Genomic DNA, 21,913 nt, shown 5'->3' with positions numbered 1-21,913 from the left:
TCAATTGAGGGCCCACTCTGCGCCGACCTGCCCGGCATAGGCCGGCGGCGCGTCGGCCAGCTTCGGAAAGCTGACCAGTTCATAGGAATCCGGTTGAGCCAGCAGCGCGCGCAGCAACTGGTTGTTCAGGCCATGGCCCGACTTGTGCGCGGTGTAGCTGGCCAGCAGCGGATGGCCAACCAGGTACAGGTCGCCGATGGCATCGAGGATCTTGTGGCGCACGAATTCATTCTCGTAACGCAGGCCATCGGGATTGAGGATGCGGTATTCATCCATCACGATCGCGTTTTCCAGCGAGCCGCCGCGCGCCAGGCCCAGGCCGCGCAGGGTTTCGACATCCTGCATGAAGCCGAAGGTGCGGGCACGGGCCACTTCGCGCACATAGGACTCTTCATTGAAATCGACCTCGGCGATCTGGCCGGTGCGGTCCACCGCCGGATGATTGAATTCGATGAAGAACTTCAGGCGGAAACCATTGTAGGGATCGAGCCTGGCCCATTTTTCCTGTGCGCCGCTGCCTTCGCGCACTTCCACAGGCTTCCTGACACGGATGAATTTCTTCGGTGCGTCCTGTTCCTGCAGGCCGGCCTGCTGCAACAGAAAGACGAAGGAAGAGGCCGAGCCATCCATGATGGGAATTTCTTCGGCGGTCAGGTCGATGCAGAGATTGTCGATGCCCAGGCCAGCGCAGGCCGACATCAGGTGTTCCACGGTCGACACCTTGGCGCCATCCTGCTGCAGCGTGGAAGCCATGCGGGTATCGCCCACGCCAAGCGCCGAGGCAGGCAGCAGCACGGGCGGATCGAAGTCGACGCGGCGAAACAGGATGCCGGCATCGATGGCGGCCGGGCGCAGGGTGAGTTCGACCTTGGTGCCGGAATGCAGGCCCACGCCGGTGGTCTTGACTAACTGCTTGATAGTACGTTGTTTTAACATCGCGCGATTATAACAATCAGGTCCGGGCTGTCGTTCCTGAAGGAACAAATACCGCGGACCCTGTGGCGCAATGCGTACAGGCATTGCGCCTGTTGCATCAGCCCAGCTGCCCCAGCAGGGTTTCCGCGTTCGACACCTCGAACTTGCCCGGCGCTTCCAGGTTCAGCTGCTTGACCACGCCGTCTTCGACCAGCATCGAATAACGCTGCGAGCGCACGCCCATGCCGCGCGCGGTCAGGTCGAATTCCATGCCGAGCGCCTTGGTGAATTCAGCGCTGCCGTCGCCCATCATGCGCACGACGCCGGTGGCCTTCTGCTCGCGGCCCCAGGCGCCCATCACGAAGGCGTCGTTGACCGACACGCACCATATCTCGTCGACGCCCTTGGCCTTCAAGGCGTCGGCATGCGCGATATAACCGGGCACATGCTTGGCCGAGCAGGTCGGGGTGTAGGCGCCTGGCAGGCCGAAGATGGCGATCTTCTTGCCGCGGGTCAGTTCGCTGACCTTGAAGGTGTTGGGGCCGAGGGTGCAGCCTTCGGTTTCAACGTCGATGAACTCGGAGAGGGTCGCGTCAGGCAGGCGTTCGCCAACTTTGATGGTCATGATGGTCCTTTCGGTGTGCAGAAAAAATGCGAAAAAAAACCGAGCCCGACATCGGGCTCGGCGCGCAGCACGGAGTATGCCTCGTTCCGCAACTTCCTGCAGAACGGGCGCCTATGCCATCAGTCTGCCTGCTTGCGCAGGAAGGCCGGGATGTCGTAGGTTTCCATGCCGTTCTTTTCCAGAGCGCGCACGGTTTCCGATGCCGTCTTGTTGCGCCATACCGCCGGCGCCTTCAGGCTATCCATCGCGGCGCCGCCATGGCTGCCGCCATGGGCATGCGCCATGCCGCCCATCATCACCTCGTCATGGGTGCCGGTGCGCAGTGCCTGGGTCTGGACCAGCTGCACGGTCTTGCGGGTGCGGCCCAGGCCGGTGGCAACCACGGTCACGCGGATGTCGTCGCCCATCGACTCGTCGTAGGCGATGCCCTGCGCGATCGATGCGTCCGGCGCGGCGAATGCGCGCACGGTGGCCATGACTTCCTTGATTTCCTTGCCCTTCAGGCTGCGGCTGGCAGTGACGTTGACCAGCACGCCGCGCGCGCCGGACAAATCGATGCCGTCCAAGAGCGGCGAGGCGACTGCCTGCTCCGCGGCCAGGCGGGCGCGGTCCACGCCGGACGCCACCGCGGTACCCATCATGGCCTTGCCCTGCTCGCCCATGATGGTCTTGACGTCGTTGAAGTCGACGTTGATATGGCCCGGCACATTGATGATCTCGGCAATGCCGGCCACCGCGTTGTTGAGCACGTCGTCGGCATGCTGCAGCCACTCGATCATGCTGTCGTCTTCATAGATCTCTTCCAGCTTTTCGTTCAGGATGATGATCAGCGAATCGACATGCTGCGACAGCGCCTCCAGCCCTTCGTTGGCGATGTCCATGCACTTCTGGCCTTCGTACGAGAACGGTTTGGAGACCACGGCCACGGTCAGCGCGCCCTGCTCCTTGGCGATCTGCGCCACCACGGGCGCGGCGCCCGTGCCGGTGCCGCCGCCCATGCCGGCGGCGATGAAGACCATGTGCGCGCCGCGCAGCGCATCCTCGATGCGGCCGCGGGATTCCTCGGCCAGCTGGCGGCCGATGGCGGGCTTCATGCCGGCGCCCAGGCCGGTGTCGCCGATCTGAATGACGTTATGCGCCTTCGATACCTTCAGCGCCTGGGCGTCGGTGTTGGCGCAGATGAACTCCACGCCCGACACGCCCTTGTTGATCATGTGTTGCACTGCATTGCCGCCAGCGCCACCGACGCCGACAACCTTGATGACGGTGCCGTCAGACGTATTGTCCAGAATATCGATTTCCATGATGACTCCTCGTTGAGATGTTGCAGCGTGCAGTCAGTAGGCCTCACGGCCTGTGACGACTAACGACTGCCTACTGCCGTTGATGTTGAAAGCAAACCCGATTAAAAATTCCCCAAAAACCATTCCTTCATGCGCTGCCACACCGCCTTTACCGATCCTTCCTGGCGGGTCACGATATGGCCTCGCAGATATTGCTTCTTTGCCTCGAGCAGCAGGCCAAGCACGGTGGCGTAGCGCGGACTGCGCACCACGTCGGCCAGCTGGCCGCTGTACTCCGGCATGCCGAGGCGGGCCGGCTTGAGGAAGATGTCCTCAGCCAGTTCGACCATGCCCGGCATCATCGAGGTGCCTCCGGTCAGGACCAGGCCTGACGACAGGACTTCCTCGTAGCCCGACTCGCGCACCACCTGGTGCACGAGTGCGAACAGTTCTTCCACGCGCGGCTCGATCACCGCGGCAAGCGCCTGGCGCGACAGGGTGCGCGGATCGCGGTCCCCCAGCCCAGGCACTTCAAGCTGCTGGCCAGGATCGGCCAGCACCTGCTTGGCCACGCCGTAGCGCAGCTTGATTTCCTCCGCTTCCGCGGTGGGCGTACGCAGCGCCATCGCGATGTCGTTGGTGATCTGGTCGCCGGCGATCGGGATCACGGCGGTGTGCCGGATCGCGCCTTCGGTGAAGATCGCCACGTCGGTGGTGCCGCCGCCAATGTCGATCAGCACCACGCCCAGTTCCTTTTCGTCGGGCGTGAGCACGGCGTCGGCCGAGGCCATCGGCTGCAGGATCAGGTCCGACACTTCCAGGCCGCAGCGGCGCACGCACTTGACGATGTTCTGCACCGCCGACACCGCGCCGGTCACGATATGCACCTTCACTTCCAGGCGGATGCCGCTCATGCCTATCGGCTCGCGCACGTCTTCCTGGTTGTCGACGATGAATTCCTGCGGCACCGTGTGCAGCAGCTGCTGGTCGGTGGCGATGTTGACCGCCTTCGCGGTTTCGATCACGCGCGCCACGTCGGTCGCGGTGACTTCCTTGTCCTTGATCGCAACCATGCCGCTGGAATTGAAGCTGCGGATGTGGCTGCCGGCGATGCCGGTATAGACATTGCGGATCTTGCAGTCGGCCATCAGCTCGGCTTCCTCCAGCGCGCGCTGGATGGATTCGACCGTTGCCTCGATGTTGACGACCACACCCTTCTTCAGGCCACGCGATTCATGCTGCCCGAGTCCGATCACTTCATGCCGTCCATTCGACATGACCTCGGCCACCACCGCCACCACCTTGGAGGTGCCGATGTCGAGGCCGACGATCAGGTTTTTCGCGTCTTTAGTCATGTTCTTTCGCTTATTTCTTTTTTGTTTCGGGTGCCAGAGTCAAACCTGACGCTTTCAGCGCCAACCCGGTCGGGTAACGCATGTCCACGCTTTCGATCCGGTCCTGCAACCGTGCAACCAGTTGCGGATAAATCCGCACCAGCCGCTCTACCCTGTTTTTCAGGGTCTCCCTGTTTTGTTCCCTGCCCAGTTCCACCGTGACGCCATTGCTCAGCCTCACGGTCCATGCATAGCGACCCGACAACTCCACCGCCTCCGGCTTGAGCTCCACCGGCGCCAGCCACTGCGTCAAATCCCGGTAGCGGGCGACGACCTCGCGTTCCGAACCGGCCGGCCCGTTGAACTCGGGCAGGTCGCCTTCCTCTTCCGCCTCGGCCAAATTGGCGGTGAAGATGTCGCCTTCCACCGAGATCAGCTTGCCGTCCTCGCCCCAGGTTCCCAGCGGCTTGTGCTCGTCGATCACCACCACCAGCTTGTTGGGCCATTCGCGCCGCACCGCCGCGCGCCGCACCCAGGGCACCGATTCAAACGCCACCCTCACCTCTTCCAGGTTGGCGGTGAAGAAGTTGCCCTTGATGCGCGGCAGCGCGGTGCCACGCACGGTGGACGGGCTCACATGCTGCAGCGCGCCGTGGTCCGGTCCTTCCAGCTTGACTTCGCGCAGCGTAAACAGCGGACGATGCACCAGCCACCATACTGCCGATCCGAGCAGCGCAAGCGCAAGCAGGCCAAGCAGCGCATTGGCCGTTGCATTGAGCAGTCGGATGTCTTGCCACATGTTTGCCGTCACTCGCTCTTGTTTGCCATGGACGGCTTCCAGCCGGCCGCGGGTTGCAGGTCCAGGCTGGCCGATCTGACGATCTCCAGGCACAGGTCTTCATAGCTCACGCCGCTGGCGCGGGCCGACATCGGCACCAGCGAATGGCCGGTCATGCCGGGCGATGCATTGATCTCCAGCAGGAATGGCTCGTCGTCCGGGGCGCGCAGCATGAAATCCACGCGCGCCCAGCCAGTGCATCCCAGCGCGTTATAGGCCTGCACTGCCAGCGCCTGGATGCGCGCCGTCAGCGCTTCATCCAGCGGCGCCGGGCACAGGTATTCGGTGTCATCGCTGAAATACTTGTGCTCGTAGTCATAGTTGCCTTGCGGCGCGCGGATTTCCACCACGGGCAGCGCGCGGGCATCGCGTCCGGCGCCCATCACCGGCACGGTCAGCTCGCGGCCGCGAATGAATGCCTCGGCCAGCACCGTGTCGTCGTAACGGGCGCAGTCATCGAAGCCGGCCTGCATGGCCTCCAGCGATTCGATCCTGGAAATGCCGATGGTGGAACCCTCATGCGGCGCTTTGAGCATCAGCGGCAGCCCGAGTTCCCTGGCGACGCCCTGCAATTGCTCGCCGCCGGCATGCTTGTCCAGCGTCATGAAACGCGGCGTCGGCAGGCCGTGCGACAGCCAGATGCGCTTGGTCATGATCTTGTCCATCGAGATCGCGCATGCCATCACGCCGGAGCCGGTATAGGGAATGCCGAGCTGCTCCAGCGCGCCCTGCAGCGTGCCGTCCTCGCCGTAGCGGCCATGCAGCGCGATGAAGACGCGGTCGAATTGCTGCGCGGCCAGTTGCGACAGGTCCTGTTCGGCCGGATCGAAGCCATGGGCGTCGACACCCTTGGCGCGCAGCGCGGCCAGCACGCCGGCGCCCGACATCAGCGAGACTTCGCGCTCGGCCGAGCGGCCGCCGTACAGCACGCCGACCTTGCCCAGTTCCTGCGCCAGGTTCGGGCTTGTCATGCCGCCTCCCTTGCGCGCTGCGCCAGCTGGGCCGGCACGCCGGAGATGGAGCCGGCGCCCATGGTGATGACCACATCGCCATCCTTCACGACATCGGCAATGGTGGCCGGCATGTCGGCGATGTCCTCGACGAACACCGGCTCGACCTTGCCCAGCACGCGCAAGGCATGGGCCAGCGAACGGCCGTCGGCGGCGACGATGGGCTGCTCGCCGGCTGCATACACCTCGGCCAGCACCAGCGCGTCGGTGGACGACAGCACTTTCACGAAGTCCTCGAACAGGTCGCGGGTGCGGGTGTAGCGATGCGGCTGGAAGGCCAGCACCAGGCGCCGGCCGGGATAGGCGCCGCGCGCCGCGGCCAGCGTGGCCGCGGTTTCCACCGGATGATGGCCATAGTCGTCCACCAGGGTGAAGGTGGTGCCGTTGGCCAGCGTGATGTCGCCGTAACGGGTGAAGCGGCGGCCGACGCCATTGAATTCGGTCAGCGCCTTTTGCGTGGCGCTGTCGGCCACGCCCAGTTCGCGGGCGATCGCAATGGCGGCGCAGGCATTCTGGACGTTGTGCATGCCGGGCTGGTTCAGGCTGATGTCCATCGGCGCATAGCCTTCCTGGATCACGGTGAACTGCATCAGGCCATCGCTGGCGCGGGCATCGACTGCGCGGACCTGCGCTTCCGGGTGGAAGCCATAGGTCAGCACCGGCTTGGAAATGAAGGGCATGATCTCGCGCACGTTGGCGTCATCCAGGCACAGGATCGCCACGCCGTAGAACGGCAGCCGGTTGGTGAATTCGATGAAGGCCTGCTTCAGCTTGGCGAAGCTGTGGTCATAGGTCTCCATGTGGTCGGCATCGATGTTGGTGATGACTTCGATTACCGGGGACAGGTTCAGGAAGGAAGCATCGGACTCGTCGGCCTCGGCCACGATGAAGTCGCCCGAGCCCAGCTTGGCATTGGCGCCGGCGCTGGTGAGGCGGCCGCCGATCACGAAGGTCGGGTCCAGTCCGCCCTGGGCCAGCACGCTGGCCACCAGGCTGGTGGTGGTGGTCTTGCCGTGGGTGCCGGCAATCGCGATGCCATTCTTCAGGCGCATCAGTTCGGCCAGCATCATCGCGCGCGGCACGATGGGGATGCGGCGCGCGCGGGCGGCCAGCACTTCCGGGTTGTCGGCCTTGACCGCGGTCGATGTGACCACAGCGTCGGCGCCTTCGATATGGGCGGCTTCATGGCCGCGGCTGACTTTCGCGCCCAGCTGGGCCAGGCGCTCGGTGGCGGGATTGCTGCCGATGTCGGAACCGGAAACGGTATAGCCCAGGTTGAGCAGCACTTCGGCAATGCCGCTCATGCCGCTGCCGCCGATGCCGACGAAATGGATGTTCTTTACTTTATGTTTCATGCTGTCTTTGGCGTTGCCGCCAGTTTTTCCAAGATATCCGCAATCGCCTGATTGGCGTCGCGCCTGCCGTTGCGGTATGCCGCTTCGGCCATTTCCGCGCAGCGACCGCGCGTCATTTCCGCCAGCAGCGCGGCCAGCCGCTGCGGCGTCAGTTCATTCTGGGGCAGATAGAGCGCTGCGCCCTGCCCGTCCATCCACTGCGCGTTGTCGCGCTGGTGGCTGGTGGTGGAGGCGACAAAGGGCACCAGCACGCTGGCCACGCCGGCCGCGGTCAGTTCCGACACGGTGATCGCGCCGGCGCGGCACAGTACCAGGTCGGCTTTTGCATAGCGGGCCGGCATGTCGTCGATGAAGGCCACCACTTCCGCCTGGATGCCGGCGTCCGCATAGGCACGGCGCAGCGCGTCGATATGCTGCTTGCCGGACTGATGCACCAGCACAGGCCGCTTGTCTTCGGGCAGCAGCGCCATGGCCGCGGGCACCGCATCATTGAGCGCCTTAGCGCCCAGGCTGCCGCCCACCACCATGAGGCGCAACGCACCGGTGCGGCCTGCATAGCGCTGCGACGGCGGCGGCAGGTCGGTGATTTCGCGGCGCACCGGATTGCCGGTCACGGAAGCCTTGCCGGCCGCCGCGCCGAAGTCGGCCGGAAAGCCGAACAGCACCCGGCGCGCCACCGGCGTGAGTGTCTTGTTCGACAGCAGCAGGGCGGCGTCGGCATTGACCAGCACCAGCGGCACGCCGCGCAGGCGCGCCATCAGGCCGCCCGGCACGGTGACATAGCCGCCCATGCCCAGCACCACATCCGGATTGCGCCGCGCCAGGATGCGCAGGCAGGAGACAAAGCTGGCGCTCAAGCGAAAGGCGCCGGAGAGCGTATGCATCAGGCCCTTGCCACGCATGCCGGAAAAATCGATGCTGTCCATCGCCACGCCATGCTTGGGCACCAGTTCCTGCTCCATGCCGCGCGCCGTGCCGAGCCACGATACATCCCAGCCACGCGCCTTCATGGTCTCGGCGATTGCCAGGCCCGGAAAAATATGGCCGCCGGTGCCGGCCGCCATCACCATCAGCTTCATGCGCTTCATAGCCGGCCTCCGCGCATGCGGATGCGGTTCTCGTAATCGATGCGCAACAGGATGGCCAGGCCAACGCAGTTGATCAGCACGCCCGAGCCGCCATAGCTCATCAGCGGCAGCGTCAGGCCCTTGGTCGGCAACAGGCCCAGGTTCACGCCCATGTTGATGAAGGTCTGCACGCCTATCCACAGGCCAATGCCCTTTGCCGTCAGGCCGGCGAAGGTCAGGTCGATCGCGATGGCCTGGCGGCCGATCTCGAAGGCGCGCTTGATGATCCAGTAGAACATCACCACCACCACCAGCACGCCGACAAAGCCGAGCTCCTCGCCGATCACGGCCAGCAGGAAGTCGGTATGGGCTTCCGGCAGGTAATGCAGCTTTTCCACGCTGCCGCCAAGGCCGACGCCGAACAGCTCGCCGCGGCCAAAGGCAATCAGCGAATGCGACAGCTGGTAAGCCTTGCCCAGCGCGTTTTCCTCGGTCCAGGGATTGAGGTAGGCGAAGATGCGCTCGCGCCGCCACGGCGACAGGCCGATGACCAGGCCGAACAGCACCACCAGTATGGAGGCGATGCCCCCGAACCAGACGCCGTTGATGCCGCCCAAAAACAGGATGCCCATCGCGATGCAGACGATCACGCCGAAGGCGCCGAGGTCGGGCTCCAGCAGCAGGAGCAGGCCGACGCAGCCAACCGCCATCGCCATGGGCATGAAGCCCTTGGTGAACCGATGCATGTGCTGCTGCTTGCGCACCGTGTAGTCGGCCGCGTACAGCACCATGAACAGCTTCATCAGTTCGGACGGCTGCAGGTTGAATACCTTGAACGACAGCCAGCGCTTGGCGCCGTTGACGCCCTTGCCCAGGCCAGGCACCAGTACCAGCACCAGCAACACCAGCGTAAAGACGAACAGATAGGGCGCCAGCTTCTGCCAGGTCTTCATCGGCACCCTGAAGGCCAGCGCGCCGGATATCAGCGCAACCGTGATGAACATTGCCTGGCGCACCAGAAAATGGCTGTTCTGGTAGGCGGCGTACTTGGGCGAATCGGGCAGCGCGATCGAGGCGGAATACACCATCACCATGCCGAACAGCATCAGCAGCACGGTGACCCAGACCAGCACCTGGTCATAGGCGGCAAGCTGCTGGCGCTGGGCCAGTGCCTCGGATGCGGGGGTGCCGCGGGAGAAGAAGGGCAGCGCGAATTTCATGCAATGACCTCGCCCCGCGCCAGCGCCAGTTCACGCACCGCATCGACAAAGACTTCGGCCCGGTGGGCATAGTTGCGGAACATGTCCATGCTGGCGCAGGCTGGCGACAGCAGGACCGCATCGCCTGCCTGCGCCAGCGCGCCGGCACGCTCCACCGCCCGCTCCAGCGTGTCGCAGCTGATCATTTCAACGCCGGTATCGGCCAGCGCCGCCCGGATCGCGGCGGCATCGCGGCCGATCAGGAACACCGTGCGGGCATGGCGCGCCACCGGCCCGGCCAGCGGGCTGAAGTCCTGCCCCTTGCCGTCGCCGCCGGCGATCAGCAGCAGGTGCGGCACGGCATGGCCAGCGCCAAGCCCGTTGAGCGCGGCCACCGTCGCGCCCACGTTGGTGCCCTTGCTGTCGTCGTAATAATCAACGCCGGCTACATTGGCCACCAGTTCGACGCGATGCGGCTCGCCGCGGTATTCGCGCAGGCCATGCAAAAGCGGCGCCAGCGGCAGGCCGATGGCGCGGCACAGCGCCAGCGCGGCCAGCGCGTTCATGGCGTTATGGCGGCCGCGGATCTGCAGCGCATCGGCCGGCATCAGCTGCTTGTGCAGCACCGGCAGCGCGGCATCGTCCTTCTTGCGGCGCTTGCGCTCGCCCTCTTCCGCCGCCACTGCAAGGGTCAGCCAGAGCATGCCGTTTTCCTGGGTCAGGCCGAGGCAGTCCGGCTCGCCGGGCTGGTCGCTGCCAAAGGTCAGCAGCGGCGCATCCTTGCCTGCCATTTTCATGCACAGCGGATCGTCGCGATTGAGGATGCGCACCATGCCGGCGCCGAAAATCCTTGCCTTGGCCGCGGCATAGGCTGCCATGTCGCCATGCCAGTCGAGATGGTCCTGCGTGACATTGAGCACGGTGGCCGCATCCGGCCGCAGGCTGGCGCAGCCATGCAGCTGGAAGCTCGACAGTTCCAGCACCCAGACCTGCGGCAGATCGCCGGCGTCGAGCCGCGCGCGCAGCATGTCCAGCGCCGAGGGGCTGATATTGCCGGCCACCTGCGCCGACAGGCCGGCCCGTTGCACGAGCAGGCCGGTCAGGCTGGTGACCGTGGTCTTGCCATTGGTGCCAGTGATGGCCAGCACCTTGGGCGCGTAGCCCTGCTCTTCGCGCAGAGCGTCCAGCGCCTGCGCAAACAATTCCATTTCGCCCCAGACCGGAATGCCGCGTTCGGCCGCCGGCGCCAGCAGCGGCGCCAGTTCGCGGCCCGGCGCCAGGCCCGGGCTGACCGCGACGATGTCCACGCCGTCGAGCAGGTCCGCGCTGAAGGCGCCGCCGGTGAAGCCGGCCGCAGGCAAGGCCTGGCGCAGCTGCTGCAGGCGCTCGGGCGCTTCGCGGGTGTCGGCCACGCGCACGGCGGCGCCGCAGCGTCCCAGCCAGAGCGCCATCGCCAGCCCGGATTCACCGAGCCCCAGCACCAGTACCTGTTTGCCTTGATAGTTCATCAGCGCAGCTTCAATGTGGACAGACCAAACAGCACCAGCATCATCGTGATGATCCAGAAGCGCACGACGACCTGGGTTTCCTTCCAGCCCTTCTGTTCATAGTGATGATGCAGCGGCGCCATCAGCAGCACCCGGCGGCCGGTGCCGAAGCGGGCCTTGGTGTACTTGAAGTAGCCGACCTGCAGCATCACCGACAGGGTTTCCACCACGAACACGCCGCCCATGATGAACAGCACGATTTCCTGCCGCACGATGACGGCGATGGTGCCCAGCGCGCCGCCCAGCGCCAGTGCGCCGACGTCGCCCATGAACACCTGCGCCGGATGGGCGTTGAACCAGAGGAAGGCCAGGCCGGCGCCGGCCATCGCACCGCAGAAGATGATCAGTTCGCCGGCCCCCGGAATGTGTGGAATGAACAGGTAGCGGGAATAGGTCGCGCTGCCGGTCAGGTAGGCGAACAGGCCCAGCGCTGTGCCGACCATCACGGTCGGCATGATGGCCAGGCCGTCCAGGCCATCGGTCAGGTTGACCGCGTTGCTGGTGCCGACGATGACGAAATAGGTCAGCGCAATGAAACCCCAGACGCCCAGCGGATAGCTGATGGTCTTGAAGAAGGGCACGATGAAGTCGGCCTTGGGCGGCAGGTCCATCGAGAAGCCCGACTTCACCCAGTCCATGAACAGCTGCAGCACGTTGGCATTGGAGATGCCCGATACCGAAAAGGCGAGATACAGCGCCGCGCCCAGGCCGATCAGGGACTGCCAGAAATACTTCTCCTTCGACGCCATGCCCTTCGGGTCCTTGTACACCACCTTGCGGTAGTCATCGACCCAGCCAATCGCGCCGAAGCCCAGCGTCACCACCAGCACCGGCCAGATGAAGCGGTTGCTCCAGTCGCTCCACAGCAGCGTGGAAATGCCGATGGAGATCAGAATCAGCGCGCCGCCCATGGTCGGCGTGCCTGACTTGATCAGGTGGGTTTGCGGGCCGTCGGTGCGCACCGCCTGGCCGACCTTCATGCGGGTCAGCATGCGGATCACCGCCGGGCCGGAAAACAGGCCGATAGCGAGTGCGGTCAACGTGGCGAACACAGCGCGGAAGGTGATGAAGTTGAATACCCGCAGCGGACCGAATTCGTCCTGGAAAAATTGAGCCAGCCAAAGCAGCATGCTAGTGCGCCTCCCGCACCGGCTCACCTGCCAGATGCTGCACCACGCGTTCCATGCGCATGAAACGCGAGCCCTTGACCAGCACGGTGGTGTGCGGCGTCACCAGCGTGGAGACCGCCTCGTTGAGCGTGTCCACGCTGTCATGGTGGCGGGCGCGCGCGCCGAAGGCGTTGGCGGCGCTGGCCGCCAGTTCGCCCAGGGTCAGCAGGTGGTCGATGCCGCGGCCGCTGGCATAGGCGCCGATTTCCTCATGAAACTTGCGGCCTTCGCTGCCGACTTCGCCCATGTCGCCCAGCACCAGCACGCGCGGCGCCGGCGCCAGCGCCAGCACGTCGATGGCTGCCTTCACCGAATCGGGATTGGCGTTGTAGGTATCGTCGATCACGGTGGCGCCATTGCGTCCACGCTTGTGCTGCAGCCGTCCATTCACCGGCACGAAGCTTTCCAGCCCCTGCACGATGGCGCGCTTGTGGATGCCGATGGCAAGCGCGCAGGCGATGGCCGCCAGCGCATTGCGCACATTGTGGGCGCCGGCCGCGGCCAGGCGCAGCGAGAACTCGCGCTGCCCGACCCGCACCGTCATCGCGCTGCCGAAAGCCTGCGGCACATAGGTGCAGCTGACGTTGGCGTCGAGCGAGAGGCCGAAGGTCAGGATCTTGCGCTTGCCGCTGGCCTTGGCCAGGCTGCGCCACAGCGGGCTGTACGGATCGTCGGCCGGAAACACCGCGATCCCGTCCGCCGGCAGCGCGCTGATCACCGAGCCGTTTTCCTGCGCCACCGCTTCCACGCTGGCCATGAATTCCTGGTGCTCGCGCTGGGCATTATTGACCAGCGCGACAGTCGGCTGGGCAATCGCGGCCAGCTGGGCGATCTCGCCAGGATGGTTCATGCCGAGCTCGATGACAGCGGCCTTCTGCTCGCCATCCATGCGGAACAGGGTCAGCGGCACGCCGATGTCATTGTTCAGGTTGCCGCGGGTGGCAAGGTAGTTGTCGGCGCCGAATTCGGCGGCCAGGATGGAGGCGATCATTTCCTTGACCGTGGTCTTGCCGTTGCTGCCGGTTACGCCAATGACGGGAATGGCGAACTGGCGACGCCAGTAGGCAGCGATCTCGCCCAGAGCGACGCGGGTATCGGGCACCAGCAGCGCCGGCAGCGGATACTCCTGCGGCACTTTTTCCGCCAGCACCGCGGCCGCGCCGCTGGTGGCGACCTCGGCGAGGAAATCATGCGCATCGAAACGCTCGCCGCGCAGCGCCACGAACAGGCTGCCCGGCATGATTTCCCGGCTGTTGGTGGAAATGCCCTGGAAGGCGGCGGCCGCTGTCAGCTGGGCAGACGTCAGGCGCGGCTGCAATTGCGTCAGGGAAGACCGGATCACAGCATTCCCTTCATGGTCACCCGGGCCGCCAGCGACAGCGCGGCATGGTCGGCATCCTGGAAGGGCAGCTTGCGGCCCTTGATTTCCTGGTAGGTTTCATGGCCCTTGCCGGCCAGCAGCACCACGTCGGCCCGCGACGCATGCTTGACTGCGTAAAGGATGGCGGCCGCACGGTCTTCGATCACGTGCGGCGCGCTGTGCATTGCGTTGGAAATCTTCATGCCCTCAATAATCTGTTCAATGATGTCCGCGGGATTTTCGCCGCGCGGATTGTCGCTGGTGACGATCACGTGATCGGCGGCGGTGGCGGCCGCACCCATCTGGGGCCGCTTGCCGGGATCGCGGTCGCCGCCGCAACCGAATACACACCACAGCCGGCCATGCCGTTGCCGGGCGACCTCGCGCAGGGTGGCGAGGGTTTTGGTCAGCGCATCGGGCGTATGCGCATAGTCGATGACCACCAGCGGCGCTTCGGCGCCGCCGAGTTGCTGCATGCGGCCCGGCACCGGTTGCAATCCTTCCAGCAATTCCACCACCGCACGCAGCGTCGCGCCGCGCGCCAGCAGTACGCCGGCGATGCCGAGCACGTTACTGACATTGAACTGGCCAACAAGTTGCGTGCGAACCTGGGTTGCGCCTTGGGGCGTGCTCATCTGAAACACGGTGCCGCCCTGGCTGGAGCGGATGTCGCTGGCGCGCAGCACCGGCACGGCGCCGGCATCGGTCAGGCTGTAGCCGACGACGCTCACCTCGGGACGGTCGCGCAGATGCGCCACCAGGCGCTGGCCCATCTCGTCATCGAGGTTGATCACCGCGTGGCGCAGGCCGGGCCAGTCGAACAGGCGGCGCTTGGCCGCCTCATAGGACTGCATGTCGCCGTGATAGTCCAGATGGTCGCGGGTGAAATTGGTAAACAGCGCAATGTCGACATGCAGGCCGTTGAGCCGGCCCTGGTCGAGGCCGATGGACGAGGCCTCGATCGCCAGCGCGCGGGCGCCGCCGACGCGGGCCTGTGCCAGGCGGCGCTGCAGCAGTACTGCGTCGGGCGTGGTGTAGCCGGTGCTGCTGAAGCTGCCGGCCATGCCGTTGCGATAGACGCCGGTGCCCAGCGTGCCCACCACCAGCGTCGGCTCGCCCTGCTTCGACAGCGCGCGACCGAGCCACTGGCTGCAGGAAGTCTTGCCATTGGTGCCGGTGACCGCCACCACCTGCATCTGGCTGTCCGGCCGGCCATACCATGCACCGGCGATCTCGCCGGCCAGCTGCTTCAGGCCGGTGACGGCGCGATGCGGCACATCGGTCGCGGCAGGCCATGCGTAGGCGTCGGCATCGTCGTACAGCACCGCGGCGGCGCCGCGCTGCAGGGCGGCGGCGATATAGTTGCGACCATCGGCGCTGTCGCCGGGATAGGCGAAAAACACATCGCCTGCATTGAGCAGGCGCGAGTCCGACGTCAGCTGCGCCGATGGCGCCGCCGATCGCAGCCAGGCCACGATGTCGTCGATGCGGACGGTGCCGTCCGCCATTACATGCTCTCCTGGGGCGCGTTGGCCGGCACGATGATGCTGGTGACAGTGGAGTCGGGGCCGACATTCATCGCCCGCAGCGTGCTGCCGACGATGCTGGAAAACACGGGCGCCGCGACTTCGCCGCCATAGTGAGAGCCGGTCGGCTCGTCGATCATCACCGCGATGATCACGCGCGGATCGGACGCGGGCGCGAAGCCGACGAAGGACGATACATACTTGTTGGCATAGCGGCCGCCGACCAGCTTGTGCGCGGTGCCGGTCTTGCCGGCCACGCGGTATCCAGGAACCTGCGCCTTGGGCGCGGTGCCTTCCGGGCCGGCTGCCATTTCCAGCATCGCGCGCATGTCGCGCGCCGTTTTTTCCGTGATCACGCGCTGGCCCACCGGCGGCGCGCCCAGCTTCTGGAACGACAGCGGAATCAGGTCGCCGTCGCGGGCAAAGATGGTATAGGCATGGGCGATCTGCAGCAGCGAGACCGAAATGCCGTGGCCATAGCTCATGGTGGCCTGCTCGATCGGCCGCCAGGCCTTGTAGGGACGCACCCGCCCTGCCACCGCGCCCGGAAAGCCCAGCTTGGGCTGCTGGCCGAAGCCCACCGTGGTGAACATTTCCCACATTTCCTGTGGCTGCATCTGCAATGCGATCTTCGCGGTGCCGACGTTGGACGACTTCTGGATGACCTGGGACACCGTCAGCAGGCCATGCGCATGGGCGTCGCCGATGGTGGCCGTACCGATGGTCAGCTTGCCGGGCGCGGTCTGCACCGTGGTGTTCGGCGTGACCCGCTTGGTGTCGAGCGCCAGCGCGATGGTGAATGGCTTCAGGGTCGAGCCCGGCTCATAGGTGTCGGTGATGACCCGGTTGCGCAGCATCGCGCCGGTCAGGATCGAGCGGTTGTTGGGGTTGTAGGTCGGCAGGTTGGCCAAGGCCAGCACCTCGCCGGTCTTCACATCCACCACCACCACGCCGCCTGCCTTGGCCTTGAACTTCTCGACCGCTTCCTTCAGATGCGTGAAGGCAATGTATTGCAGCTTGCTGTCGAGCGACAGCACCAGGTCGCGGCCGTCATGCGGCTCGCGCACGGCGGCGATGTCCTCGACGATGCGACCCAGCCGGTCCTTGATCACGCGGCGGCTGCCGGTGACGCCGGCCAGGGTTTTCTGCATGCCCAGTTCCATGCCGTCCTGGCCGGCGTCTTCCACATTGGTGAAGCCGACCACGTGAGCCATGACCTCGCCCTGCGGATAAAAACGCTTGTATTCCTTGCGGGTCTCGATGCCGGCGATGCTCAGCTTCAGCACCTTGTCCACGGTTTCCTGCTCGACCTGGCGCTTCAGGTAGACGAAGTTGCGGTCCGAGTCGAGCTTCTTGCGCAGCTCGGCTTCCGGCATTTCCAGCAGGCCGGCCAAGGCGCGCAGCTTCTCCGGCGGCGCTTCCAGCACGTCATCGGGTATGGCCCATACCGCCTTGACCGGCACCGAGGACGCGAGCACTTCGCCATTGCGGTCGGTGATCCGGCCGCGCGTGGCCGGCAACTCCAGCGTGCGGGCGTAGCGCGCCTCGCCCTGCTTCTGCAGGAAATCGGTGGACAGCCCCTGCAGCCACAGCGCGCGGCCGGCCAGCGCCAGGAATGCCGCGAACATCATGAACAGCACAAGGCGCGAGCGCCATGGCGGCAGCTTTACGGCCAGCAGCGGACTGGCAGAAAAGGGAACGCCGCGTGCAGTGGCGCGGCGCGAATTGGGGCGGGAAGCGGCGCGCATCATCTGGCCTCTCCGGTAATGTATTGCGTGCGCGCCGGCGTCAGCGGCACCATGTTGAGGTCGCGCCGTGCATTGGCTTCAATGCGGGCATGCTTGCCCAGCGTGGACTGGTCGAGCTGCAGCTGGGACCATTCCACTTCCAGCTGGCGGGCGACGGTCTGCGCCCGCTCGATTTCAATAAAGAGGCGGCGCGCCTGGTATTGCGCGTTGACCAGCGACAAGGCACTCCCGGCAAGCAGCGCGGTCAGCACGATGCACAGCCGGGCGCTCACTGGCGGCTCCCGGCGGATTGCTGCGCAAGACGCAGGGCCACGCGCATCACGGCGGAGCGGGAGCGCGGATTGTCGGCGATTTCGGTGGTGGACGGCTTCATCTTGGCAAGCAGCTTCATTTCCGGCTGCGGCAGGTCCACGGCGCGGATAGGCAGGCGACGGTCGGGTTGCGGCGCATTGGCACGGGCGGCAAGGAATTGCTTGACCATGCGGTCTTCCAGCGAATGAAAGCTGATCACAGCCATTCTCCCGTTCGGAGCCAGTCGGTCAAATGCGCCGCGCAAGCCTATTTCCAGCTCTTCAAGCTCCCGATTGATGAAAATCCGGATAGCCTGAAAGGTGCGTGTTGCCGGGTCCTTGCCTTTCTCGCGGGTCTTGACGGCGCGTGCCACGATCTCGGCAAGCTGTCGTGTGCTTGAAATTGGCGCGACTGACCGGCCAGCAACAATCGCCTTTGCAATCTGAAAAGCAAACCGTTCTTCCCCATAATCCCGTATCACCTTTTCAATCAATTGCTGTTCCGCCGTTGCCAGCCACTGCGCCGCCGAGATGCCGCGGGTCGTGTCCATGCGCATGTCAAGCGGACCATCCATCCGAAAACTGAATCCCCGCGCCGCATCGTCGACCTGCGGCGAAGAAATTCCCAAGTCCAGCAAGATGCCGTCGACCTGCTCGATGCCGCGTTCCTGCAGCGCCTCGCTGATCGTGGCAAAGCTGTCATGCACTACTTCAAATCGGCTGTCGGACCGCATCAGCGCGTGGGCCACGGCAATCGCCTGCGGATCCTTGTCGAATGCAATCAGGCGGCCCTTGGCGCCCAGTCGTTCAAGTATCCGGCGGCTATGCCCGCCACGGCCAAATGTGCCGTCCACAAAGATGCCATCCGCGCGCGCGCCTTCGATCGCCAGTGCATCGACCGCCTCTTCCAGCAGCACCGTACGGTGCTGCAACTCTGGCACCGTGTTCTCTGTCATCACGGGCTAGAAGGAAAAATCGTTCAACACATCAGGCATGCCGTTCGCCACCGCCTGCGCCTCGCTTTCGGCGAGCTTGGCCGCATCCCAGATCTCGAAATGACTGCCCATGCCGAGCATCATCACCTCCCGCGACAGCCCCACCGCGCTGCGCAGTTCCGGCGCAATCAAGATGCGGCCGGCGGTATCCATTTCGACATCCGACGCGTTGCCCAAAAAAATACGTTGCCAGGCTCGTGCGGACATTGGCCATGCTGCAATCTGCTCACGGTGGATTTCCCACACCGGACGCGGAAAGAACAGCAGGCAGCCGTGCGGATGCTTGGTCAGCGTGACCCGTCCTTCGCATTGCACTGCAAGCGCGTCACGATGCTTGGAAGGAATGGTCATCCTGCCCTTCGCATCGAGAGTTAGTGCAGACGCGCCTTGAAACACCCTGGATTCCTTTGTTTTTTCGTTTTCGGCTTGCGCCGCAATGCTTTTTTGCCCGGGCCCTGCACATCAAAAATCACCCACAAAAATACACTTTTTCACACTGCCGCCCACTTTAGAGGATGCTCTATTTGCGGTCAAGGAATATCCGCCGATGGCAGCGCATTTTCTCCAATTAAGTCAAGGACTTAGCGGATTTCGCTCGAGAACTGCTCAAAATCAAAATAATAGTCGAATCAATAGCTTAGCTCATTTAATCAAAGAAGCTTCTTATGTATACACATGTGTTTAACTGTTTTCAAAGCGAAATAGTTTCCATAAGTATATTGACGAAATTCAACGGAAATGCCGTTTTTTAGCACCAAATATGTGCATTTGACCAAGGTTTTTGAAGAGAATTGTTGCTATTAGTCAACGTAATGTTGATGCAAGAAATTTTTCTGAAACATGCCTTTTTAACCATTAGTCATGTGAATTTCATATCGTTCCGCCGGCGGAATTTGTCTTAGGATTTTTTTAAGATCTGCTGAAGGAAGTTTTAGCAAAGGACAGTCCATCGCATGTCTACCATACGCTTCATCCGTGCCTGACACGGTTTATAAGCATTTAAATGAATGGAGACTGACATGCCTACTCAATATTTCGAAAAAGAAACAAGCGAAGCCGCGCAACGGTTCAACATCTATGCGGGCATCCACAAGGCCGTGCGCGCCTTCCTCTGCGACACGCTGGTCCGCGTCGCCACGCTGGACATCGAGGACCGGCAGGCGATGTTTCATACAATCAGGCAGTTACGTGAACTGCTCGCATTCTGCAGCGACCATATTGCGCACGAAGATCGCTTCGTGCATCCGGCCATGGAGCGACGCCAGCCAGGCTCCTCCGGCGATACCGCAGGCGACCATCTGCACCACGCCCAGACGCTGGCATCGCTGCGGGCAGCCGCCGATGTGCTGGAACATGGTGCGCCGGACGAGAAGCCGGCTGCCTGGAGCAGGCTGCACCGGGAACTGGCGGTCTTTGTCGGGGAGAGCCTGCTGCACATGGACCTGGAGGAAAGCGCCAACAACCAGGTGCTTCAGGGTTGCTACAGCGATGGCGAACTGGTGGCCCTGCACCAGGAAATCCTGGGCGCCCTGACGCCACAGGAAATGGTGGTGGCGACCCGCTGGATGATGATCGGTTCCAGTCCGGCCGAGCGTGCCCAGGTGATGGCGGGCATGCGCGCCGATGCGCCGCCCCCCGCGTTTGAAGCGATGCTGGGTATAGCCCGCGACAGCCTGTCGCCAGGCGACTGGAACAAGCTGGCGGCAGCGCTGGCGCCCGTGGCGATTGCCGCCTGAGCGCCGTTCAGGCCTGCTCCAGCAATTGAACCGGCCGCGACACGCATAACTGGAACTTGCCGCGGCCGGTCTTCTGCAACTGGACGGCGGCCTGGCGTTCCAGCAGGCGGCGCGACAGCAGCAGCAGCCGTGCCTCCAGATTGTCGGCCAGGTCCGGCAGGCGAATCCGGTTGTCCAGCCGCAATTCGCGGTTGGTGAAGGCGACCCGTCGGCTTGCCGAGTAGTCCCGCAACAGGGTCCAGAAGATGGCGCCGGCAACGCCCTTGATCAGGTAATCCTCGTCAAGGAAGATGCTGTCGTTGCTGGCGAAGTGCCGCACCACCAGTGGCGCGCCGTGTCGCGGCGCTTCACCGGGCGGCGCGGGCGCCGGCGTGTCCGCCGCATCGTCGGCAGCGCCCTGCAGCAGGCAGATCATCGCGCCCAGGTGGCTGGCCAGAGAGGCCAGCGCGTCTTCCTCGTCGTAGCCGAAGCGCAGGTCCTGGCCGCTCTCCATATAGAGCACGCCCAGCAGGCGCTGGCAGGCAACCACCGGCACGGCTATCTGGCTGTGCGGATCGGTGAGGCCGGGAAGCGGAATTTCATGCTCGATTGCCGCACAGCTGCTGCTTTCCCGCAGGTTTTCGCGGATTGCGCGGCTATAGCCGTATTCCGATGTCATATGGCCGATGCGGATAGGCGTGTGCTCGCGCGCGGCCACGCCGATCACGCCATGCCCGAAGGGGATTTCCGATCCGACCCCGGATTGCGCATAGCCACAGCTCGCCACCGTATACAGGCGTTCGCGGGCACTGTCGGCCATCAGCACCATCGCATGGTCGATATGAAAATGGCTGCGCAGGCAGTCCAGGGTCGCGGCCAGCAATGTCTCGAGATCGGTGCAGCAGGCCAGCAGGTCGAGCGCGGCGCGCAGCCCGGGCAGCAGGTTGCGGCGCGCTGGAGCGGGCAGCACGGGGCTGGGCACCTGCACAACGTCATGCACCCGGTAGACATCGGCGCCCAGCAGCCGGAATACATTGCTCATGCCGGTATGGGAAGCAATGCCCGCCAGTCTGGCCTTCATGTTTTCAAACAGCGGCCCCGATGTTTCGGTACGCAGGAAGGTCAGGGAGAGCTGGTATTGCGCCGCGGTGACGGGACTGGTGACCTGAAGCCGGGCCTGGGGACGCGCCAGAATATTCTGCCGGGTCTTGTTGAAGAACTGATAGGACAAGGCAATGTGATTGCCGTCCACATAATGCACCTGGGACAGATAGGCAATGTTGGGCGCGCCGTCGGCGCCGGTGGTTGCCATCGTGGCCGGGATCACGCCTTCAAAGCAGTCGCGTATGCCTTCCAGCGGCAGCATCATGATGCCGCCTGCAACATGCTGCCGGCGCGCGGTCCGGGGGACTGGTCAAATACCGCAACCGGGCTAATGCTGATGGCCAGAATGTCGTCATCGTCGCAGGTCAGCAGCAGGCGCACCAGGGAATCGGGAAAACCGAGCGGCACCACTTCGCTGACGAAGGCGTCGCGATGCCGTCGCACGGCGTCGAGCTGGCTTGCGCTGGCCGGCGCGACCTGCGCATTTTCACCCTTGATCTGCAAGGTGCGGTGAGTGGACGGCTGGCTGAACACCACCGCCAGGCGGCCGCTCTCGCCGACATCCTGCAGCAATTGGGCCGCCTGCGCGCTCGATACGAGCAAGGTCAGCCGACGGCGGTCGGGCGCGACCTCGCAGGCAAGCACGCGGCACAGGCTGGGAAAGATTGGAGCGGGTCGGGCGCCGCTCGATGCGGCGCTGATGGAAACGCCGCCTTGCAGGAACGCGGCCTGGGTGTCATCGATCAGGGGAGCGAGAGCCATGGCGTGCACAACCCGTACTTAAGATTGCCGGAATTGTAACATCAGGCATGGAGCCTGGATCGCACAAAAAC

General features: G+C 64.3%; 20 protein-coding genes. 1 reads left to right on the top strand and 19 read right to left on the bottom strand.

What is annotated here, in order from left to right:
* The 17 genes from lpxC to mraZ all read right to left on the bottom strand — a co-directional run bounded on the left by lpxC (position 1) and on the right by mraZ (position 18,657).
* Complete coding sequence (gene lpxC / locus KTQ42_RS00675; RefSeq protein ID WP_217343740.1) at positions 1–936, bottom strand: UDP-3-O-acyl-N-acetylglucosamine deacetylase; 936 nt, start codon at positions 934–936, stop codon at positions 1–3.
* A gap of 97 nt (positions 937–1,033) precedes the next feature.
* Positions 1,034–1,540: a peroxiredoxin gene (locus tag KTQ42_RS00670; protein WP_217343739.1), complete on the bottom strand. Its 507-nt coding sequence runs from the start codon at positions 1,538–1,540 to the stop codon at positions 1,034–1,036.
* 119 nt (positions 1,541–1,659) lie between these two features.
* Complete coding sequence (gene ftsZ / locus KTQ42_RS00665; protein ID WP_217343738.1) at positions 1,660–2,844, bottom strand: cell division protein FtsZ; 1,185 nt, start codon at positions 2,842–2,844, stop codon at positions 1,660–1,662.
* A 101-nt stretch (positions 2,845–2,945) separates the two neighbouring features.
* Positions 2,946–4,178 carry a cell division protein FtsA gene (gene ftsA / locus KTQ42_RS00660; RefSeq protein ID WP_194714089.1) on the bottom strand — a complete coding sequence of 411 codons (1,233 nt, stop codon included), beginning with the start codon at positions 4,176–4,178 and terminating at the stop codon, positions 2,946–2,948.
* 10 nt (positions 4,179–4,188) lie between these two features.
* A complete protein-coding gene (locus tag KTQ42_RS00655) occupies positions 4,189–4,956 on the bottom strand; it encodes a cell division protein FtsQ/DivIB (protein WP_217343737.1) in 768 nt (255 codons plus the stop codon).
* 8 nt (positions 4,957–4,964) lie between these two features.
* Entirely contained in the window at positions 4,965–5,966 is a 1,002-nt protein-coding gene (locus tag KTQ42_RS00650; protein WP_217343736.1) for a D-alanine--D-alanine ligase, read from the bottom strand.
* A complete protein-coding gene (murC, locus tag KTQ42_RS00645; RefSeq protein WP_217343735.1) occupies positions 5,963–7,360 on the bottom strand; it encodes a UDP-N-acetylmuramate--L-alanine ligase in 1,398 nt (465 codons plus the stop codon). The genes KTQ42_RS00650 and murC overlap by 4 nt, the downstream gene beginning before the upstream one ends.
* The gene (gene murG, locus KTQ42_RS00640; protein ID WP_217343734.1) at positions 7,357–8,448 is read right to left on the bottom strand and encodes an undecaprenyldiphospho-muramoylpentapeptide beta-N-acetylglucosaminyltransferase; all 1,092 of its coding nucleotides are present in this window, start codon (positions 8,446–8,448) and stop codon (positions 7,357–7,359) included. Before murG ends, murC begins: the two co-directional genes overlap by 4 nt.
* Entirely contained in the window at positions 8,445–9,647 is a 1,203-nt protein-coding gene (gene ftsW / locus KTQ42_RS00635; protein ID WP_217343733.1) for a putative lipid II flippase FtsW, read from the bottom strand. Before ftsW ends, murG begins: the two co-directional genes overlap by 4 nt.
* Positions 9,644–11,134 carry a UDP-N-acetylmuramoyl-L-alanine--D-glutamate ligase gene (murD, locus tag KTQ42_RS00630; RefSeq protein ID WP_217343732.1) on the bottom strand — a complete coding sequence of 497 codons (1,491 nt, stop codon included), beginning with the start codon at positions 11,132–11,134 and terminating at the stop codon, positions 9,644–9,646. Before murD ends, ftsW begins: the two co-directional genes overlap by 4 nt.
* Positions 11,134–12,303 carry a phospho-N-acetylmuramoyl-pentapeptide-transferase gene (gene mraY, locus KTQ42_RS00625; RefSeq protein WP_194714096.1) on the bottom strand — a complete coding sequence of 390 codons (1,170 nt, stop codon included), beginning with the start codon at positions 12,301–12,303 and terminating at the stop codon, positions 11,134–11,136. The genes murD and mraY overlap by 1 nt, the downstream gene beginning before the upstream one ends.
* A 1-nt stretch (position 12,304) precedes the next feature.
* Entirely contained in the window at positions 12,305–13,681 is a 1,377-nt protein-coding gene (gene murF / locus KTQ42_RS00620) for a UDP-N-acetylmuramoyl-tripeptide--D-alanyl-D-alanine ligase (RefSeq protein WP_217346758.1), read from the bottom strand.
* On the bottom strand, positions 13,681–15,210 hold the full coding sequence (locus KTQ42_RS00615; RefSeq protein ID WP_217343731.1) for a UDP-N-acetylmuramoyl-L-alanyl-D-glutamate--2,6-diaminopimelate ligase: 1,530 nt from the start codon (positions 15,208–15,210) through the stop codon (positions 13,681–13,683). The genes murF and KTQ42_RS00615 overlap by 1 nt, the downstream gene beginning before the upstream one ends.
* Complete coding sequence (locus KTQ42_RS00610) at positions 15,210–16,979, bottom strand: penicillin-binding protein 2 (RefSeq protein ID WP_217343730.1); 1,770 nt, start codon at positions 16,977–16,979, stop codon at positions 15,210–15,212. The genes KTQ42_RS00615 and KTQ42_RS00610 overlap by 1 nt, the downstream gene beginning before the upstream one ends.
* The gene (gene ftsL / locus KTQ42_RS00605; protein ID WP_194714099.1) at positions 16,976–17,248 is read right to left on the bottom strand and encodes a cell division protein FtsL; all 273 of its coding nucleotides are present in this window, start codon (positions 17,246–17,248) and stop codon (positions 16,976–16,978) included. Before ftsL ends, KTQ42_RS00610 begins: the two co-directional genes overlap by 4 nt.
* Positions 17,245–18,222, bottom strand: a complete 978-nt coding sequence (gene rsmH, locus KTQ42_RS00600; RefSeq protein WP_217343729.1) for a 16S rRNA (cytosine(1402)-N(4))-methyltransferase RsmH — start codon at positions 18,220–18,222, stop codon at positions 17,245–17,247. Before rsmH ends, ftsL begins: the two co-directional genes overlap by 4 nt.
* A gap of 6 nt (positions 18,223–18,228) precedes the next feature.
* Entirely contained in the window at positions 18,229–18,657 is a 429-nt protein-coding gene (mraZ, locus tag KTQ42_RS00595) for a division/cell wall cluster transcriptional repressor MraZ (protein WP_217343728.1), read from the bottom strand.
* Between the two features lie 623 nt (positions 18,658–19,280).
* Here mraZ and KTQ42_RS00590 point away from each other — a divergent pair.
* Positions 19,281–19,997 (top strand): hemerythrin domain-containing protein, encoded by a 717-nt coding sequence (locus tag KTQ42_RS00590; protein ID WP_217343727.1) that lies wholly within the window; start codon positions 19,281–19,283, stop codon positions 19,995–19,997.
* 7 nt (positions 19,998–20,004) lie between these two features.
* On the opposite strand, the gene KTQ42_RS00585 is transcribed toward KTQ42_RS00590, so the two are convergent.
* On the bottom strand, positions 20,005–21,345 hold the full coding sequence (locus KTQ42_RS00585; RefSeq protein WP_217343726.1) for a GAF domain-containing protein: 1,341 nt from the start codon (positions 21,343–21,345) through the stop codon (positions 20,005–20,007).
* Complete coding sequence (locus KTQ42_RS00580) at positions 21,342–21,842, bottom strand: hypothetical protein (RefSeq protein ID WP_217343725.1); 501 nt, start codon at positions 21,840–21,842, stop codon at positions 21,342–21,344. Before KTQ42_RS00580 ends, KTQ42_RS00585 begins: the two co-directional genes overlap by 4 nt.
* Between the last annotated feature and the right edge of the window lie 71 nt (positions 21,843–21,913).

Origin of the sequence: Noviherbaspirillum sp. L7-7A, from assembly GCF_019052805.1 — a bacterium.
GTDB lineage: Bacteria > Pseudomonadota > Gammaproteobacteria > Burkholderiales > Burkholderiaceae_D > Noviherbaspirillum_A.
This window is presented reverse-complemented; position numbering and strand designations above follow the sequence as displayed.